The sequence below is a fragment of the Streptomyces flavidovirens DSM 40150 genome, from assembly GCF_000429085.1.
Taxonomy (GTDB): domain Bacteria; phylum Actinomycetota; class Actinomycetes; order Streptomycetales; family Streptomycetaceae; genus Streptomyces; species Streptomyces flavidovirens.
Genome location: NZ_AUBE01000002.1, coordinates 489,793 through 502,789, shown reverse-complemented (window position 1 = coordinate 502,789; position 12,997 = coordinate 489,793). Strand labels below are relative to the sequence as shown.

Below are 12,997 nucleotides of genomic sequence, written 5' to 3'. Positions count from 1 at the left end.
CCAAACGTCCAGTGTGCAGCATCGCGTGCGGTACGGGCCGTGAGTCGGGGTAAGCGGGTGTCCATGACAGCTCAAGCGGATGAAGCGGATGCAGTGGGTGGAGCGGATGCCGCGGGTGCGGCCCGGCCTCGTCGTTCGTGGGGGCGGGCGGTGCTGCGGGCTTTCGCGGTCGCCGTGGCCTTTCTCGGCCTCGTGCTCTTCTCGGCCGTACTGGCGCGGCTGACGCTCGCGCCCTCACACGCCTCGGAAGCCCTGGTCACGACCAACCTGCGGCCCGGTGCGTCGCTGCGGCAGTACGCCGAGGACTACACCTTCCTCGCCGCGTGCAAGCAGATCGGCGGCAATCTGCTGCTCGGGATGCCGTTCGGGCTGCTGCTGCCGGTGCTGGTGCCGCGCTCGCTGCGGCTGCTGCGTGTGGTGGCTCTCACGGTGGTGGTGATGGTGCTGGTGGAGCTGGCGCAGGGCGCGATCGTGGCGGGGAGGGCATTCGATGTCGACGACGTGATCCTCAACACGACGGGCGCGCTCATCGGCTACTTCCTCCTCGGCCGCCGGATCGGGCGAGCGGTGCACGCCAGGCGCGCGCCGCGCGGGGAGGGGGATACGGTGCGTTCCGGCAAGTGAGCGGATCGGGAGGCGACTTGATACGGGGCGTGTGGGGCGGGAGGGTGGCCGTCGTGCTGCTTGTGGCGCCGGTCCTGTCGGGCTGCGGGGCGGACTACGCCGGCGCCCGCAACTGCACGATGATCGGCGGCGTACCGGGGATCACCGTGCTCTTCGAACCGGCCGGCGGCGCGACGGCGGACCCGGTGGGGCCCGCCGTCTTCCGGCTGTGCGTGGACGGGAAGTGCGAGGAGCGTACGGAAGCGGAAGCGTCCGCGGCGGCCGGCACGAGCACGAGGATGTACCTCCGTACGTCCGACGACGTGCGGGACGAGGAGCTCGACGTGTGGTTCTCGGTCACCTCGGTCGAGGGCGAACGCGTGATCATGCAGGACAGCGCGAAGGTCCGCATGACGGAGCACTGGCCCAACGGCAAGGAGTGCGACCCCAAGGGCACGTGGTCGGCGTCCCTGACGGCGTCGCCGGAGACGGGGCTCGTGGAGCGGCGGCGGTAGGGCGGTAGGGGCGGGGGTGGCGGGGGCGGGGGAGGTCCGTACGGGCGTAGGGGCGGTCCGTACGTTCGGCACGGGGGGCCTTTGGCGCCGGGCCTGTGCCGCTGGGTTTTTTCCTTTCCCGCCCCGTCCCTTTCCACCTTGGCGTGTTGCGGCTGCCGTCGCATGTGTGCCGGCGTTTGAGGGCCGGGGTCCGGGGCGGAGTCCCGGTATCGCCGCACTGTGACGTCCGCCCGCCCGCCGGCTAAGGGCTGTCCGCCAGTTCCGCCACGCCCGTGATGCGGTGCAGGGGGTACGTCCGGACCTCGTCCGCCGTGTGGTCGTACGCCGTGACGAAGCCGCCCTCCACGCGTACCGGGGCGATGACCCGCTGGCTCGCCGCCCCGTCCGCGTTGACGTACCCGATCCACACCGCGGAGCCGGTGAGGGCCGCCGCCTGGACCGTGGCCAGGGTCTCCGCCGAGGTGGTGCGCGGCAGCTCGCCGGGGGACGGTGCCGCCGCCGGGGCCTCCTTGCGTACCGCCGTGGACGCCATGTCCCCGGCCCGGATCGCCCGCAGCGCGGCACTCAGCAGCGTGTCGTCCGGCGTCGGCGGACCCTCCGGCACCGGCGCGGGCGCGGTGCGCGGCGGGGTCCGGTAGGCGTGGGCCCTGGTGATCAGTACGTCTCCGGCCGCCGACTCGGCGGCGGGCGCGAAGCCCATCCCCCGCAGCCCTTCGAGCAGCGCCGCCGGGTCGGCCTGCGCCGCCAGGACGGTCGGGGCGAGGCGTCGCAGGCCCAGCCCCTGCGACCGCTTGTCGGCGAGGATCTCGCCCAGCATCGCGTCGTCGTCGCAGCGTACGTAGGCGGAAGCGGCGCCGACCCGCAGGTGCCCGTGCTTCCTGGCCACGTCGTCGATGAGGTAGCTCAGCGGCTGCGGCACGGGCGTACGGCTGTGCTCGGCCAGGAAGGCGTGCAGGTCCGACGCCGCCCGCCCCGCGTCCAGCGCGCGCCGTACGGACGCGGGCGTGAAGCGGTACACGGTCGCCCCGCCCTTCGACTCCACATCGGCGAGTACGTCGAGCGTGTCGGCGAGCGGCCGCCGCAGCGGCCCCGGTGCTACGGCGGTGAGGTCCGCCTGGAGGAGTACGTGGTCGAGGGGCTCCGGGATCAGCGGCGCGAGGAGCGCGGCGGCGCGCGCCACCGCCGTGGCTTCCTCCGCATCGGTCCCCTGCCCGGCGGCCAGCAGCGCGCGCCCGTGGGAGGAGAGCGCCCCGCGTCCGGTCACACCGAGGAGTTCCGCCTCGGTGAGCGTCCACAGGGCGATACGGGAACGCAGGTCCCCAGGGGTGCCGGCGGACGCCGAAGCCGAAGCCGACGCGGAAGTCGAAGTCGAACCGGACGCCGCCCCCGCCCCCCGCAGCGGCCGCTCCCACCGCAGCCGCGCCAGCACCTGATCCGGCGCCGGCGCGGCGCCCTCCGGCAGGCCGGCCAGCAGCGCGAGGACGCGGCGGCGTACCTCCGGTGCCGCCGAACGGTCCAGGTCCGGGCCGAGCGCGGCCAGGATCCGGCCCTTCGCGTCCTGGCTGCCGACCAGGCCGGCCGTGCGGGTGGCGTGCAGCCAGGCGGTGGCGAGGCGGGTCCACTGCTCCTGCGGCGGGAGTTCGAGCCATTCGTCGTACGCGGGTGTGGCGGCGTACCGCTCGGAGGCCTCACCGTCGGACGCCAGCAGCCCCGCCCCATAGGCGAGTTCGACCCAGAAGGCGGCCGTGTGCTCGGGCATGTCCAGCGCGGTGGCCGTCCGCTTCAGGTCGCGGACGCTCAGACCGCCGGAGCGCAGGACGGCCGGGCCGCCCTCGTTCCAGTCCTTGAGCAGCTCCTCGACGGTGGCCAGCGCGGTGTACGCCTGGCCCGCCGCCGTGCTGTCCACAACCTGTGGACTGTATTCGTGGGCCGGTACGACGGCGGGCGGCACCGGCTCCGGCACCCGGTGCGCGCGCCCGGCGCGCAGATGCAGCGCCGCCTCGCGCGGCAGCACGACCGTACGCAGACTCGTCGGCAGCAGCAGCCCGCGGTCGCGCAGCCACCGCACCGGCGGCGCGGGGTCGGGGGTGACCTCGCCGTACGGCGGGCCCCACACCAGCCGCTCCAGCACCATCAGAGCCTCGGGTGGCGCCGTGTCGAGCAGCGCCGACATCCGGGTGCGGTCGCTGAAGAGCGCGGCCAGCGCCGTGACCGCCGACACCGGGTCGTGGGTGGGCGGCAGTCCGGCCGCGGCCAGGGTCTCCTGCCACCGTCCCGGCGACATGCCGGCGGTCGCCTCGGCGACGGTCGGGCCGAGACCGGTGGGCGACGGGTGCGCGGGGGAGGGGGCCAGCAACTCGCGTGCCGTACGCACCAGCCGCAGCCGGTCGTCGGCGCCCCACAGCAGCGCCTGGTCACGCAGGGTGGCGACGGCCCCCGGCAGCGCCGCCTCGACCGCCGGGTCACCGTCGTCGCCGGTCATCAGCGCGCGCAGCGCCTCGTACGGAGCCGGATCGGGTGCCACGGCCAGCGCCTCGGCGGTCTGGAGCGTGAACCGGTCGAGCCGTTCCAGCGCGCGTACGACGGAAGCGCGTGTCGCCGCCCGGGTCGCGAGCTGCGACAAGTCGTTCGGCACGGGCGAGAGCAGGTCGGGCCGGGCGCGCAGCAGCGCGGCCAGGGACGCGTCGCCGCGGGTGCGCAGGGCCTCCGCGAGTGTGCGCGGTGGCGTTGCGGCTGATCCTTCGGACACGTGCGCCTCCTGGTTGCGCTCGCCGGTCCCCATCCGCCCCACGGTAGCCGGTGTGGCGCTACCGTCGGTGCAGGCAGTTGGAGGCCAAGGGACGGACCGTCGCGTGGGGATCGAGAGCGATCAGCTCGTCTACGACTATCTGAGCCGGGTCGGTGACCTGGCTCAGCAGCACAAGCTGCCCTCGGCGGCGCGGATGCGGCTGGTGGCCGGCCTGCGCGACGAGATCGACCGGCAGCGCTCGAAGTTCGGTACGCCGGACTCTCCCGCGGCGGTACGGCGCATCCTGGACCGGATCGGATCGCCGGCCGAGCTGGTGGCGCGGGCCACGTCGGGCGGGTCGATGCCGGAGTCCGGGTTCGGGTCGGGGCTCAGGTCAGAGTCCGGGGCCGGGGGCGATTCGGTTCAGCGAGTCGTGCTGCCGGAGCAGCGCGACAAGTCCAGGCGCGGTGGGTGGATTCCGCGGCCCCGTGACCGTGACAGCGGCCAGAAGCGGCCGGGCGTGGTGGACCAACCCGCCGCCGCCTCCCCGCCCCACCTCGCCGGTTCCGACGAACTCGGCCCCCAGGGCAGCGAACCCGACTGGTGGCGTGTCGAGCCCGGCCCCTTCGGCCTGGGCGTCTCCGTGCCGGGCTTCACCGGCGGCGTCGAGATCCCCGAAATACTCAAGCCCCCGCCGGCGAAGGAGGACGACGACGACAAGAAAGAAGCCGGCGAAGCCGGGCAAACGCCCGTCGAGGCGCAAGTCCCGGCACGCCGCCGCCTCCTGAGCCTCGTGCGTCTCCTGCGCCGCCGTACCGCCCCGGTCGCCGTCGCCGTGCAGCCCAAGGTGGTACGCCCGCCCGCCAGCGTCCTGCTCCTGCTCGCCGCCGCACTGCTCGTCGTCGGTGCCGCACTGGGCAACTGGCTGGCCCTGGGCGGCGGGTGGCTCCTCGTCTTCGCCTCACGGCGCATCAGCCGCGCCCAGGCGAAGTGGGCGGTGCTCGGCCTGCCGGGACTGGTCGCGGTGGGCGGGTTCGTGTGGCTGTGGGGCCGGACCGAGGGGCGGTGGGGCGAGCCGATCGCGCAGGGCGCGATGGGCGAAGCGCTCTCGGGCGCGTGGCCCGCCGTTGTACGGACGGCGGCCGTCGCCTCCGCGCTCTACCTGGGGTGGCGGGCGCGGAGGCGGTAGGCGCTTTCTTACTTCTTTGTCAGGTGGCTCTGCATCTCGTCGAGGATCTTGTTGGCGGCTGTGTAGCCGATGCCCTGGATCCACAGCTCGTCCTCGACGCCGAAGACCTTGCCGGCCTTCGCGGCGGGCATGTTCTTCCACAGCCCGCTGTCGAGGGTCTGCGTCCGCTTGGCCTTCTTCGGGTCGCCGTACGTCGAGTGGAAGACGACATCGGCGTCCTCACCCGCGAGGTTGATCTTCTCGGGGCTCACGTCGTACGAGAAGCCGTCCTTCGCCTTGTCGGCGATGGCCGGGCGGCCCAGGCCGACGTCGGCCAGGACGGTCGCGATGTAGTTCTGCTTGCCGTAGATGCGGATGTCCGCGCCTTCGATGAAGCGCACCACGTTGACGTTGGTCTTGGCGGCCTTGTCCTTGCCGCCGATCGCTTCGGTGACCTTCGCTGCGTGTGCGGTGTAGTCGGCCACTGCTTGTTCTGCTTCGGCCTTCTTGCCGAGCGCGTCGGCGTGGACCTGGAAGTTCTCCTTCCAGGGGTAGCCGGTGTTCTCCGTCATCACGGTCGGCGCGAGTGCCTTGAGCTCGTCGTACAGGGCGCCGTGCCGCACCTTGCTGGTGAGGATCAGGTCGGGCTTGAGGGCGGCGACGGCCTCCAGGTTGGGGGTCATCATCTCGCCGACGTCCTTGATGCCCGCGACCTTGTCCTTGGGCAGGTAGCTCAGGAAACCGGGCTCGGCGGTGGTGTGCGTCGCGCCGACCGGCTTCACGCCGAGGGTGATCGCGGAGTCCAGCTCGGCGGTGTCCAGGACGACGACGCGCTTCGGGTTGTCCGGGACCGACACGTCGCCCATGGCGGTCTTGACGGTGTGCGTCTTGTTTTCGGCGGAGGGCGCCTTGTCGGCGTCCGCGTCGGAGGAGCCGCAGGCGGAGAGCGTGAGGGCGGCGGTGGCGGCGAGGCAGCCGGCGACGAGGCCGCGGCTGCGGAGGATTCCGGTCATGAAGTGGGCGCCTTTCAGGTTGTACGGGGGGTGGCGGCGGGGTCGCGGGGTGGGGCGGTGGTGTTGGGGTCGGTGCCGTGTCGGGGCGTCTCCTCGGGTGCCGAACGTTCGGGTACTGCGTTGGTTCGTTGGCGGTGGTTGCGTTCGACACCCTGCGGGGAGCGCCCCGGCACGTCCCCTCCTGCCACGTCGGTCCGCGAAGCGGGGGTCCACGGCTCGCCGGGGATCACCAGGGGGGAGCCGGTCACCGGGTCCGGGATCACGACTGACGCGAGGCCGAAGACCTCGCGTACGAGGTTCGCCGTGACGATGTCCTGCGGGTGGCCCTCGGCGACGATGCGGCCCTGCTTCATCGCGACGAGGTGATCGGCGTACCGGGCGGCCTGGTTGAGGTCGTGGAGCACCATGACGACCGTCCGGGCGTGCTCGTGGTTGAGCTGGCGCACCAGGTCCAGTACCTCCACCTGGTGGGAGATGTCGAGGTACGTCGTCGGCTCGTCCAGCAGGAGGAGGTCCGTCTCCTGGGCGAGGGCCATGGCGATCCATACGCGCTGCCGCTGGCCGCCGGAGAGCGCGTCGACCGGCCGTTCGGCGAGTGCGGTGACGTCCGTGCGCTCCATGGCGTCGGTCACCGCGCGCTCGTCCTCGTCCGACCACTGCTGCCACCAGTGCTGGTGCGGCTGGCGGCCGCGCGAGACCAGGTCGGCGACGGTGATGGCCTCGGGCGCGACGGGGCTCTGGGGCAGCAGACCGATCGCCTGCGCGATTTTCCTGGTGGGGATCTTTGCCAGTTCGGCGCCGTCGAGCAGCACCGCGCCGTGCTTCGGTTTGAGCAGCCGGCCCAGCGCGCGGAGGGTGGTGGACTTTCCGCACGCGTTCGGTCCGACGATGACGGTCACCCGGCCGTCGGGTACCGCCAGGTCGAGCTCGTGCACGACCGTGCGGTCCTCATAGGCGAGCGTCAGCTCGCGAGCGGTGAGCCTGCTCACGCCTTGCCTCCAGTACGGCCTTTGATGATCAGCCAGATCAGGTACGGGGCGCCGACCGCCGCCGTCAGTACGCCCACCGGCAGTTCGGTGGGCGACAGCAGGCGGCGGGCCAGCAGGTCCGCCACGACGACAATCAGGGCGCCCATCAGCGCCGAGCAGAGCAGCGGGATCTGCGCGGTGCGGGTCATGCGGCGGGCGATCTGGGGTGCCAGCAGTGCTACGAAGTCGACGGGGCCGGCGGTCGCGGTGGCGACCGATGCGAGCACGACGCCGGTGAGGACCAGGCCCAGGCGTACCCGCCCCAGCCGTACGCCGAGCGCGGTCGCGGTGTCGTCGTCCATCGACACGGTGCGCTGGGCGCGGGCGGCCCACAGCACGGCGGGCAGGAGCAGGAGGAGTGCCCAGGCGAGTGGGGCCGCCTCGTCCCAGCCGCGCCCGTTCAGCGAGCCGGTCATCCAGATCTGCGCCTGCTGGGCGACGAGATAGTCGCCCTTGGTGAGGAAGAGGTGGGTGACGGAGCGCAGGGCGATCGCGAAGCCGATGCCGATGAGCACGAAGCGGGTGGCGTGCAGCCCGCCGCGCCACGCGAAGGCGTAGACGAGCGCGGCGGCGAGGATGCCGCCGGCGATGGAGAGGTACGGCAGTACGGCGTACGAGGTGATCCCGAACGTCATCGCCCCGACGGTGAGCGCGCTCGCGCCCTGGCTGATGCCGATGATGTCGGGGCTGGCGAGCGGATTGCGCGCGACGGTCTGGATGAGCGCCCCGGCGATGCCGAACGCCGCCCCGATGAGCAGTCCGACGGTCATGCGGGGCAAGCGGAGGGTTCCTACGACGAGTTCGTTCGCCGATGGCTGTCCGAAGAGGACCTTCAGTACGTCGGCGGGCGGCACGTTGCTCTCGCCGACGCAGAGGTACGCGACGCACACGGTGGCCAGCGCGAGGGTGAGGACCCCGGCGGCGACGGCGGCCCGCCGGTGCAGGAGGAAGCGTCCTTGCCCGAGCCGTACGAGCGCGTACCCGGCGGGCCGCATTCCGACTGCTGTCGCCGCACTGCTCGCCGTCACGCCGGCACCGCCTTTCGTCGTACGAGCGCCACCAGGAACGGCACGCCGATCAGCGCCGTCATCACGCCCGCCGGAACCTCGCTCGGCGGGAACACGATCCGTCCGGCCACGTCCGAGACCAGCAGCATCACGGGGCCGGTCAGCGCGGCCATCGGCAGCACCCACCGGTGGTCGCTGCCGACGATCGCGCGGGCGATGTGCGGGACCGCGAGCCCGACGAAGGCGATGGGGCCGGCCGCCGCCACCCCCGCCCCGGTCAGGATGGTCGCGCCGATGCCGGCGGTGATCCGTACGGTCGCGACGTTCTGCCCGAGCCCCTTCGCGACGTCCTCGCCGAGCGCCAGCGCGTCGAGCCCGCGCGCCACGGACAGGACGAGCACCGTCCCTGCGAGGAGGAACGGCCAGATCTGCCCGACCACCTCCGCGTCACGACCGGCCACGGAACCGACCTGCCAGAAGCGGAACTCGTCGAGCGCCGCCGCCTTCGTCGTCAGGACCGCCATCGTCACGGACGTGAGCAGCGCGTTGATCGCGGCGCCGCCGAGCGCGAGCTTCACCGGCGTCGCTCCGCCGCGCCCGCTCGCCGCGATGGCGTACACCGCGACCGAGGCGAGCGCCGCGCCGGCGAAGGCGAACCAGACGTAACCGGAGAGCGAGTGGATCCCGGCGAAGGCGATCGCCAGGACCACGCCCACCGAGGCGCCCTGACTGATGCCCAGAATTCCTGGGTCGGCGATCGGATTGCGGGTGATGCCCTGGAGCGCGGTTCCGGCGAGCGCCAGCGCGACGCCGACCATGAGCCCGATCAGCGTGCGCGGCACCCGCATGGTCCGTACGATCTCGGCGGCGTCGCTGTGGCCGCCGTGCAGCAGTACGTCGAAGACCTCGGCCGGCGCGATCGACCGCGCGCCGACAGTGAGGCTCAGCAGCACGGACAGCAGCAGGGCCGCGACGGCGGCGGCTGTCCAGCCGATGCGGCGGGTCACCAGCGCGCGTGTGGTGGGGCTGGTGGCGGCTCGCATCGACCCATTCCGCGTCCGGAGGTTGGTAAGGCTTGGCTAAGTGTACGGGTGGGTCCACGGGCCCCCGCAGGCACAATGGCCCTCATGCCCACGCACTCCGCGACGTCTCCGACGTCCCCGCTGCCCCCGCTGACGGTCGGCTTCGACCTCGACATGACGCTCATCGACTCCCGGCCCGGCATCAAGGCCACCTACGAGGCGCTGGCCGCCGAGACCGGTGCGTACATCGACGCCGACCTCGCGATCACCCGGTTGGGCCCTCCGCTGGAACAGGAACTGGCGTTCTGGTTCCCCGAGGAACGCGTCCAGGAGATGTGTGACCGTTACCGCGAGATCTATCCGACGTACGCGATCACGCCAACTCGCGCGATGCCCGGCGCCCGCGAGGCAATAGCGGCGGTACGGGCGGCGGGCGGCCGGGCCGTCGTCGTCACGGCCAAGCACGAGCCGAACGCCAAGCTGCACCTCGCGCACCTCGGCATCGACCCGGACGCGGTCGTGGGCTGGCTGTGGGCGGAGGCCAAGGCGGAGGCGCTGCGCGAGCACGGCGCCTCGGTGTACGTCGGCGACCACGTCGGCGACGTACGCGGCGCGCGGGCGGCGGGCGCCCTGTCGGTGGCCGTGCCGACGGGGCCCTGCGACGCCGCTGAGCTGCGGGAAGCCGGCGCGGACGTGGTCCTGGACGACCTCACGGCCTTCCCGGCCTGGCTGGCCGGCTACTGCGGGACGGTCGCGGCGCGCGCCTGACGGCGCTGCGCGGCGATGGACCTGAGCACCCCCGCGGCGGCGATCGCGAAGCCGGCGCCCATCAGCATGCAGACGGCGTACGCGACCGGCGGGAAGGGTTCCGTGCCGAGGAAGAGCGGCGCCACGGTGACCAGTGTGGCCAGTGCGCCGACGAAGAAGACGATGGCACCGACGCGTACCAGCCGGTCACCGGCGCCGGCCTCGGGCGATTGGGTTTCAGTCATCACCGGGCCAGGGTAGTTCCCTGCCCGGAGGAACCGCCCGGCGACGTCTTGTCACCAGCCCCTGGACCATTAGCCTTGGTGGTGGCGGGTCCAACGACCCGCTGTAGTGCTATCCAGAGCCGTTTTCCCCGGCCGAACGCGTGAGCGGGAGCAGTCCGGGGATCCGACGAGTACGAGGACGAGGACAGACGGTGCCTACCGGCAAGGTCAAGTGGTTCAACAGTGAGAAGGGCTTCGGCTTCCTCTCCCGCGACGACGGCGGCGACGTCTTCGTTCACTCGTCGGTGCTCCCTGCCGGAGTCGACGCCCTGAAGCCCGGCCAGCGCGTCGAATTCGGCGTCGTGGCGGGTCAGCGCGGCGACCAGGCGCTTTCGGTGACGATCCTCGACCCGACCCCGTCCGTCGCCGCCGCGCAGCGCCGCAAGCCCGACGAACTCGCGTCGATCGTGCAGGACCTGACGACGCTTCTGGAGAACATCACACCGGCGCTGGAGCGCGGCCGCTACCCCGACAAGGCGGCGGGCGCGAAGATCGCGGGCCTCCTGCGCGCGGTGGCCGACCAACTGGACGTGTAGCGCGGGTCGGCGGCCTCGGGGGCCCCTGGCTCCGGAGGCCCGGTCCCGGCTCCCTGTTGTCCTCAAGCGCCGAACGGGCTGAACTTGCCGCGCCCGGAAGGTCGGCTGCGTGCGGGCGTGCCCTGCGGGGCTTTCCCCACCCCGCCCCTTCCCGAACTGGGGCTCCGCCCCAGCCCCCGGTCCTCAAGCGCCGGACGGGCTGGAGTGGGCCAGGGGTGGCTGGATAGTGCCGCTGAGCGGGAATGTTCCCGCTCAGCGGGCCAATCAGCCTGTCCGGCGTTTGAGGACACGCCCGGAGGGCGTCCGGGTACCGCTACTCGAAGGCGAGCGCGTCGCGTGGCAGGGGCGGCACCAGGCCCTCCGCCGCCGCACGCGTCAGCAGGCCCCGTACGGCTGCGTATCCGTCGGTGCCCAGGTCCGCGGTGAACTCGTTCACGTACAGCCCGATGTGCTGGTCCGCCACCGCCGGGTCCATCTCCTGGGCGTGTTCCAGTACGTACGGCCGCGACGCCAGCGGGTCGTCCCACGCCATCCGCACCGACTGCCGCGCCGCGTCCGCGAGCTGACGCAGCCGCTCCGCGCCCAGCGAGCGCTTGGCGATGATCGCGCCCAGCGGGATCGGCAGGCCGGTGGTGTTCTCCCAGTGCTCGCCCATGTCGGCCAGCGAGTGCAGTCCGTAATCCTGATAGGTGAAGCGCGCCTCGTGGATGACGAGCCCCGCGTCGACCTTGCCGTCGCGCACCGCCGGCATGATCTCGTGGAACGGCATGACGGCGATCTCGCCGACCCCGTCCGGGACGACGTCCGCCGCCCACAGCCGGAACAGCAGATACGCCGTCGAGCGCTCGCTGGGCACGGCGACCCGCTTCCCGGTCAGGTCCACACCCGCGTCGCGCGTGAGGCTGTGCTGGTTCACCAGCAGCAGCGGCCCGCAGCCCCGCCCGAGCGCCCCGCCGCACGGCAGCAGCGCGTACTCCTGAAGGACCCACGGCAGCACGGCGTACGACACCTTGAGTACGTCGAACTCCCCGCGCTCGGCCATCGCGTTGGTGATGTCGATGTCCGCGAAGGTCACGTCGAGCGCGGGCGCTCCCGGCACGCGGCCGTGCGCCCAGGCGTCGAAGACGAAGGTGTCGTTGGGGCAGGGCGAGTAAGCGATCTTCAGCGGCTCAGCGGTCATATCCATCCCAACCTTCGAGTACGGGCACGAGCTTCCCGAATGCCCCGGTGAGCGCCTCCAGCGCCTCCCCGATGCGCCAGGCCGCCCGGTCGCGCGGGCCCACGGCGTTCGACACCGCGCGGATCTCCAGCACCGGCACGCCGTGCCGGGCGGCGGCCTCGGCGACGCCGAAACCCTCCATCGCCTCGGCGGCGGCGTACGCGTGCCGGGCGCGCAGCTCGGCGGCGCGGGCGGCGGACCCGGTCACGGTGGAGACGGTCAGCACGGTGCCGGTGACCGCGCCGGTCGCGTCCGCCACGGCCCGTACGAGAGCGGCGGGCGGCAGGTGCTCCACGGTGCCGAAGCCGAGGGCGGTCACCGGGAGGTAACCGTCGGGGGTCTCGGCGCCCAGGTCGGCGGCGACGATCGCGTCGGCGACGACGAGGGAGGCGAGCGGGGCGACGCGGGCGAACCCGCCGCCGATACCGGCGGAGATCACCAGGCCGTACGGGCGCGTCGCGGACGCCAGCGCGAGAGCCGTCGCTGTGCCGGCGGCGGCAGCGGCGGGCCCGACACCGGCGGCGATCACATCGACGCCGTCCGCATCGACGCCGTAAACATCGGGCCCCAACGCGCGCGTGACCGCGTCCCGCTCTGCGGGAACCGCGGTCACGACCAGTACACGCATCGTCAGGAGGTCTTCTCCAGCTTGAAGTGCCAGATGCCGGTGAGCTTCTTGCCCTTCGTCTCGACGACGCTGACCTGCGCCTCGTCGGGGCTCGGCGCGCCCGGCTGCTGCTGTTGCTGCTGGGCGAAGAAGGCACTGCCCGGAATGGTGCGGTACGTCTTCTTGAACGGCTCCTGCTCGGCCTGCTGGCCGTTGATGAAGAGCGTCCAGCCCTTGTCCGCGATCTCGGGGTCGACGCCGAAGCGGACCTTGTCGTCCATGGAGACCTTGACGGTCTTCTCGGCCTTCTTGTTCAGGCAGCCCTGGAGCAGGGATTCCTTGATCGGGGAGCCGTCGTTGTAGCACGAGGCCTCGGTGTGCACCGAGTCCGTGCCGACCGTCACGGTCGCGAGCGGTGTCGGCTTGTCGCAGGCGGACAGGACGAGGAGTCCGGCCGACACGGCACCGATCACGGTGGCGGTGCGGCGGGCCTTACCAGAGAGGAGCGCAACGGTCATGG

General features: G+C 72.5%; 14 protein-coding genes. 5 read left to right on the top strand and 9 right to left on the bottom strand.

The genetic code is table 11. From position 1 onward, the window contains the following. Window positions 1–150 precede the first annotated feature (150 nt). Together G412_RS33385 and G412_RS0105025 are read left to right on the top strand one after the other, a co-directional pair. The gene (locus tag G412_RS33385) at window positions 151–624 is read left to right on the top strand and encodes a VanZ family protein (protein ID WP_341860528.1); all 474 of its coding nucleotides are present in this window, start codon (window positions 151–153) and stop codon (window positions 622–624) included. 53 nt (window positions 625–677) lie between these two features. Then, entirely contained in the window at window positions 678–1,118 is a 441-nt protein-coding gene (locus tag G412_RS0105025; protein ID WP_157839059.1) for a hypothetical protein, read from the top strand. A 241-nt stretch (window positions 1,119–1,359) separates the two neighbouring features. Here G412_RS0105025 and G412_RS0105020 read toward each other — a convergent pair whose 3' ends face one another. Beyond that, entirely contained in the window at window positions 1,360–3,900 is a 2,541-nt protein-coding gene (locus G412_RS0105020) for a helicase C-terminal domain-containing protein (RefSeq protein WP_051338137.1), read from the bottom strand. 70 nt (window positions 3,901–3,970) lie between these two features. Between G412_RS0105020 and G412_RS0105015 the strand changes: the two genes are divergently transcribed. Further along, entirely contained in the window at window positions 3,971–5,035 is a 1,065-nt protein-coding gene (locus G412_RS0105015; RefSeq protein ID WP_028811094.1) for a hypothetical protein, read from the top strand. An 8-nt stretch (window positions 5,036–5,043) separates the two neighbouring features. On the opposite strand, the gene G412_RS0105010 is transcribed toward G412_RS0105015, so the two are convergent. From G412_RS0105010 to G412_RS0104995, 4 genes are read right to left on the bottom strand one after another with little or no spacing between them, the layout of a single operon-like run. Then, window positions 5,044–6,027: an ABC transporter substrate-binding protein gene (locus G412_RS0105010; protein WP_028811093.1), complete on the bottom strand. Its 984-nt coding sequence runs from the start codon at window positions 6,025–6,027 to the stop codon at window positions 5,044–5,046. A 14-nt stretch (window positions 6,028–6,041) separates the two neighbouring features. Continuing rightward, on the bottom strand, window positions 6,042–7,016 hold the full coding sequence (locus G412_RS33380; RefSeq protein WP_078606794.1) for an ABC transporter ATP-binding protein: 975 nt from the start codon (window positions 7,014–7,016) through the stop codon (window positions 6,042–6,044). Then, window positions 7,013–8,050 carry a FecCD family ABC transporter permease gene (locus G412_RS0105000; protein ID WP_208857841.1) on the bottom strand — a complete coding sequence of 346 codons (1,038 nt, stop codon included), beginning with the start codon at window positions 8,048–8,050 and terminating at the stop codon, window positions 7,013–7,015. Before G412_RS0105000 ends, G412_RS33380 begins: the two co-directional genes overlap by 4 nt. 29 nt (window positions 8,051–8,079) lie before the next feature. Continuing rightward, window positions 8,080–9,105, bottom strand: a complete 1,026-nt coding sequence (locus G412_RS0104995) for a FecCD family ABC transporter permease (RefSeq protein WP_028811091.1) — start codon at window positions 9,103–9,105, stop codon at window positions 8,080–8,082. A 75-nt stretch (window positions 9,106–9,180) separates the two neighbouring features. Between G412_RS0104995 and G412_RS0104990 the strand changes: the two genes are divergently transcribed. After that, complete coding sequence (locus G412_RS0104990) at window positions 9,181–9,852, top strand: HAD family hydrolase (RefSeq protein ID WP_078606793.1); 672 nt, start codon at window positions 9,181–9,183, stop codon at window positions 9,850–9,852. On the opposite strand, the gene G412_RS0104985 is transcribed toward G412_RS0104990, so the two are convergent. Continuing rightward, window positions 9,822–10,076, bottom strand: a complete 255-nt coding sequence (locus G412_RS0104985; protein ID WP_028811089.1) for a hypothetical protein — start codon at window positions 10,074–10,076, stop codon at window positions 9,822–9,824. The two genes, G412_RS0104990 and G412_RS0104985, sit on opposite strands and share 31 nt — an antisense overlap. Before the next feature lie 191 nt (window positions 10,077–10,267). On the opposite strand from G412_RS0104985, the gene G412_RS41340 reads away from it, so the two are divergent. After that, the gene (locus tag G412_RS41340) at window positions 10,268–10,651 is read left to right on the top strand and encodes a cold-shock protein (protein ID WP_028811088.1); all 384 of its coding nucleotides are present in this window, start codon (window positions 10,268–10,270) and stop codon (window positions 10,649–10,651) included. A gap of 313 nt (window positions 10,652–10,964) precedes the next feature. Here G412_RS41340 and G412_RS0104975 read toward each other — a convergent pair whose 3' ends face one another. From G412_RS0104975 to G412_RS0104965, 3 genes are read right to left on the bottom strand one after another with little or no spacing between them, the layout of a single operon-like run. Further along, entirely contained in the window at window positions 10,965–11,831 is an 867-nt protein-coding gene (locus tag G412_RS0104975; protein WP_028811087.1) for a 1,4-dihydroxy-6-naphtoate synthase, read from the bottom strand. Next, entirely contained in the window at window positions 11,821–12,498 is a 678-nt protein-coding gene (locus tag G412_RS0104970) for a futalosine hydrolase (RefSeq protein ID WP_028811086.1), read from the bottom strand. Before G412_RS0104970 ends, G412_RS0104975 begins: the two co-directional genes overlap by 11 nt. A gap of 2 nt (window positions 12,499–12,500) precedes the next feature. Continuing rightward, window positions 12,501–12,995, bottom strand: a complete 495-nt coding sequence (locus tag G412_RS0104965) for a hypothetical protein (RefSeq protein ID WP_028811085.1) — start codon at window positions 12,993–12,995, stop codon at window positions 12,501–12,503. Between the last annotated feature and the right edge of the window lie 2 nt (window positions 12,996–12,997).